This is a genomic window from Planktothricoides sp. SR001 (assembly GCF_001276715.1).
GTDB classification, from domain to species: Bacteria; Cyanobacteriota; Cyanobacteriia; order Cyanobacteriales; family Laspinemataceae; genus Planktothricoides; species Planktothricoides raciborskii.
On the sequence record NZ_LIUQ01000007.1, the window covers coordinates 159,756 to 162,926 of the forward strand.

Genomic DNA, 3,171 nt, shown 5'->3' on the forward strand with positions numbered 1-3,171 from the left:
AATGTTACCGTCAGAGACATTTTGCAAAATGTACGCTAACCGTACACTTCCGAAAGTCAGTATTGATAATCAGTTGTGATAATCGTAAGTTTTGTTAATTCATGTCCACTTCATATCCGGTCACAAAATGGACATGAGATGGACATGAGAGGGACAGATACGGGTCACTTAATCAACTTACTGACTGACTGAATAAGTCGAAACAACCTAATCAGCCAGTCAGTAAGTGCTATGTAACCAATGGCTAATTGCTGACTACCATAACGACAATCAGCAATTGACAATAACAGATATAGAGTTAACAACCAAATATCTGTCATCGGTGACTAGCTTGCCTTTCTTAGGCCGTTGGCAGTGGGATGACTATCAAAGTTATTCCAGTTAACCAGTGACTCGCTAACAGATTGACTCAGCTTTTCTAGGGATTCTTTCTGGGTAGTTGACTGACTGAATTGCCGGTCTAACTGTAAGAAAACGTCAGGAATATATACTGCTTTTTCCCCTATATCGTCACTGTTAGCCATCAAGTCAGCAATCATGGTTTCTAGGATTTTGGCTGACTGATTTGATAGACTTGAGTGACCACGTTCAATGTCACATACAGCATTATCAATATCCAGAATGGCACTTGCCAGAATAGAGCGGGCTAACGTCAACTTAGCTACAATCTCAACCCATTGATTATTAGACATTTTAAAGACCTCTAAACTTGCTATGAAGATGTTTGAATTAACACAAGACTGGACTAGAAGCGGGCTAAAATCTGCACTTGGTGCAAGGTTCGGTGAACCGGGTTCACTCGGTGCAAAATGGGTAAATTTCGGGTCACTGGGTGAAAATGGTTCACCGGGTGAAAATGGGTGAACCCTAATCATGGCAAGGGTGCCACTAGGTTCATACTGGGTGAACCATTTTCACCTTGTCTGAACCTAGCTGCACCCCGTTTTCACCCCGTTTTCACCCCTAACCGAACGGAACTGAGATGAGATTTCAAACATTAACTCTGCATACTTTTGCTTGATTTGTCCCAAAAACTCAGGCACGTCAAAACAATGCTGAGACACATAGATATAAAGGTCTGTACCTATCTCAGCAACTACCAGAAAGCAATCTGGGTTATCCCAGATGTCTAGTTGATAATTTTTGGGGTAAACTTTTTTGAAGTGAGCCAAATATAAGGGAATAGCAGAGTTAGTCAACTCATCTATCTTTTTGGTTGGTTCTATTAACCGCTACTGCTGACCTGACTCACGGCGTAATTTAGGTAACACGCTCTCGAAGTTGTTATGACTTGTTACCTGAAAACGGTAATCACTTAGCAAGGTTTTTGCTAAGTCAGGGACTAAAGAACCGTAGTAATAATCTAGAACTTGGATGATTTCAGCTTTGGTTAACCGTGACCAGTCCCGCTTGACAATGCCTAGTCTGGACTGGAAAAAGTTGCGAGTGACTTTGAAGGCAGTCCGACTGAGACTGGACACCTTAGCCTTTAACTGACGGATCGTGAGGGTCACATACAGTCTTTTCATACCGCCTGCCCCCCGTGGTTTTGTGCTATTCTCATAAAAGAACCCCTTTTGTAAGGTGTTTGAACAACCCGTGTCAGCATAGGACGCCAATCTCATTGCTGACACGGGTTTTAATTTGACAATTTCTATCTTATGTCACTAATAGCGATATGTCAATGATATCTGCTAAAATATAATATATGAATGTAATATAATCACAGTAGAACCAATGACTCTAACCATTAAGCCATTGTTAAAGAACCGCATAGCTACGTTCTTAGAGGAACGGGGAATCACGCCATATCGTTTCTGGCAAGATACAGGAATTAGCAGTCAGACTGCTTACCGTTTAGTTAATGATCCACTCTCTATCCCCAGAGAGAGTGTGTTAGCGGCAATCTGTACCCGTTACAGGGTGCAACCTAATGAAGTGATTATGTGGGTGCCAGATGATGACGCGGCATAACCGCAACGCTCGATCGCTGACCAATGACCTACCCCTAACCGGGTAGGTTTTTTGTTGGGGACTAGGGACGGCAGATTAAATGTCACATCTGGACTGCCAAGGTTTGATTTTTGGCGGTGGCAACCAGGGCCGGTGACGGTGGCATTGTCACCCCGTGTGGCGGGGCCGCGATAAAACGTATATAGAGCAAGTATTTTGACTTTTTGATATTGTTGTCAATAAGCTTGTAAGCTATATGAAATAAACTTTTCAGCGTTTATATAGCCTTTTGGTGATGCAAAAAGCTTGTCACCCCGTGTGACGGGGCCGCGCGTTATCCCGTGTTGCGGTGAAAATGTCATTCTGCCCATCCCTAGTGTTTGTAGGGGTTATTCTGCCCATCCCTAGTCTTTTTAGGATTTTGCTGTCACACCGTGTGACGAGGCTGCGATGAAACGTATATACAGCAAGTATTCTAGCTTTTTAATACTATTTTCAATAAGCTTGTAATTTAGACAGGTTAAACTTTTCAGCGTTTATATAGCCGTCAGGTGATGCAAAAAACTTGTCACCCCGTGTGGCGGGGCCGCGTGACGGTGGGTTGATAAGTTTTTTGATTGCCCGCTACGAATTTTACTATCAGGTTTACTTATATTCCCGTGATTTAGCGATCGCACGGTCAGAGAATCAATACCCCTAAATTGCAGGTTTTTGCCGGGTGTGAAAAGTTACTGTAGGGCACTTCGATAATTTGCGACCCTTAAGGGTCGCAAATTGCACTACGGTGACTTTCTGTACCTGACAACCTCTATGCAATTTGGTTGATATACTTTAAAAAGCTTGTGACCTGACATGGCACTGAATGGCACTGAATGGCACTGAATGGCACTAAGTAGCCACGTCATGCCACAAATAGCCCTAAAAAACAGGTTTTTTCCCCAAAATCGTGACCTAAAATGGCACTGAATGGCACAAAATGGCACTAAGTAGCCACATCAAGTCCACTTAGTGCCATTACAACTTTTCTCACAAAAAAACTCTGGTAGAGGCGGTTAACCTACTACCAGAGTTTTTGAAGATAACTAAAATGACTGAAATGTTTTCACCCATATAGAGCATAGCACATATCTAGCCATCTAGTGCCATTGCAACTTTGTAATTTTGCCCGCTGATTTTGCCCTACAAGGTGGCTAAAATTTTTACTGGCTGATGCAAAAA

At 42.7% G+C, this 3,171-nt stretch carries 5 protein-coding genes; 1 reads left to right on the forward strand and 4 read right to left on the reverse strand.

The annotated features are described in order from the left end of the window. Window positions 1-164: 164 nt before the first annotated feature. From AM228_RS34980 to AM228_RS06765, 4 genes are all read right to left on the reverse strand, one after another. Window positions 165-320, reverse strand: a complete 156-nt coding sequence (locus AM228_RS34980; RefSeq protein ID WP_231636671.1) for a hypothetical protein — start codon at window positions 318-320, stop codon at window positions 165-167. Between the two features lie 6 nt (window positions 321-326). Next, window positions 327-692, reverse strand: coding sequence for a hypothetical protein (locus tag AM228_RS06755; protein WP_156331587.1), 366 nt, complete (start codon window positions 690-692; stop codon window positions 327-329). A gap of 237 nt (window positions 693-929) precedes the next feature. Continuing rightward, on the reverse strand, window positions 930-1,199 hold the full coding sequence (locus AM228_RS06760; protein ID WP_156331588.1) for a hypothetical protein: 270 nt from the start codon (window positions 1,197-1,199) through the stop codon (window positions 930-932). 33 nt (window positions 1,200-1,232) lie between these two features. Further along, window positions 1,233-1,529, reverse strand: a complete 297-nt coding sequence (locus AM228_RS06765) for a hypothetical protein (protein WP_156331589.1) — start codon at window positions 1,527-1,529, stop codon at window positions 1,233-1,235. A gap of 208 nt (window positions 1,530-1,737) precedes the next feature. Between AM228_RS06765 and AM228_RS06770 the strand changes: the two genes are divergently transcribed. Continuing rightward, entirely contained in the window at window positions 1,738-1,974 is a 237-nt protein-coding gene (locus AM228_RS06770; protein ID WP_054465333.1) for a helix-turn-helix transcriptional regulator, read from the forward strand. The last annotated feature ends 1,197 nt before the right edge of the window (window positions 1,975-3,171 follow it).

Coding starts and splice junctions, on each gene's coding strand:
- AM228_RS06755 (WP_156331587.1), bottom strand. CDS start 692: ATGTCTAATAATCAATGGGTTGAGATTGTAGCTAAGTTGACGTTAGCC.
- AM228_RS34980 (WP_231636671.1), bottom strand. CDS start 320: ATGACAGATATTTGGTTGTTAACTCTATATCTGTTATTGTCAATTGCT.
- AM228_RS06770 (WP_054465333.1), top strand. CDS start 1,738: ATGACTCTAACCATTAAGCCATTGTTAAAGAACCGCATAGCTACGTTC.
- AM228_RS06765 (WP_156331589.1), bottom strand. CDS start 1,529: ATGAAAAGACTGTATGTGACCCTCACGATCCGTCAGTTAAAGGCTAAG.